Source organism: Polynucleobacter sp. 35-46-11 (genome assembly GCF_002281105.1).
In genome coordinates this window covers 1-1,069 of sequence record NZ_NCFJ01000725.1, presented here as the reverse complement: position 1 = coordinate 1,069, position 1,069 = coordinate 1, and the positions used below count along the sequence as shown (strand labels likewise).

1 protein-coding gene is annotated in these 1,069 nt (G+C 44.3%); it reads left to right on the top strand.

From position 1 onward, the window contains the following. The first annotated feature begins 55 nt into the window (after positions 1-55). Entirely contained in the window at positions 56-991 is a 936-nt protein-coding gene (locus tag B7Y67_RS19115; RefSeq protein WP_293599985.1) for a UDP-glucuronic acid decarboxylase family protein, read from the top strand. Positions 992-1,069: the final 78 nt, after the last annotated feature.

Here is a 1,069-nt window from a genome sequence, read left to right as displayed (position 1 = left end):
TCCGCTGGCTGGAATACACCCTTTCCTAAATAATCTATTTTGATAAAGATCTCTCATGAATAAAATCCTCATCACTGGAGGCGCTGGCTTTTTAGGTTCCCATCTCACCGAAAAACTGCTGAAGGAGGGTAATGAGGTCTTGGTCGTAGATAACTTCTTTACGGGCATCAAGCAGAATTTGGCACATCTTCTCCCTAATCCTAATTTAGAAGTAATGCGTCACGATGTGACTTTTCCGCTGTATGTAGAGACTAACCAGATCTACAATTTAGCCTGTCCAGCATCTCCAGTCCACTATCAATATGATCCAGTGCAAACCACTAAGACTAGTGTGCATGGTGCAATCAATATGCTTGGCCTTGCCAAACGCACTCGCGCCAGGATCTTACAAGCTTCTACTAGTGAAGTCTATGGCGATCCCGAAGTACACCCCCAGCCAGAGGAGTACTGGGGAAAAGTCAATCCGATTGGTATTCGCTCTTGCTATGACGAAGGTAAACGCTGTGCTGAAACTCTATTCTTTGATTACAACCGTCAGCACAATCTTGACATCAAAGTAGTCAGAATCTTTAATACCTACGGCCCCCGTATGCATCCTAACGATGGTCGTGTAGTGAGTAACTTTATTGTGCAAGCCCTCAAAGGACAAGACATCACCATTTATGGTGATGGTCAGCAAACCAGAAGCTTTTGCTATGTTGATGATCTGATTGATGCTATGGTCGGAATGATGAATTCTGAAGAAGGTTTTACAGGTCCAGTAAACATTGGCAACCCAGGCGAGTTCACCATGTTGCAATTAGCCGAAACAGTTCTCAAACTCTCGGGTAGCAAGTCTAAGATCATCCATCAACCTTTACCATCCGATGATCCTAAGCAGCGTCAACCCAATATTGAGCTAGCTAAGGCTAAGCTTGGCTGGGAGCCGAAGGTTAACCTAGAGGATGGTCTCAAAGAGACGATTGCTTACTTTAAGAAAGTGGTTGCTTAACTTGTCTTTGGAAAAATCCGAGAAGCATTTTGATCGTATTCGCTCTTTTGTTTTAAGGGCTGGTCGAACCACTGCGGG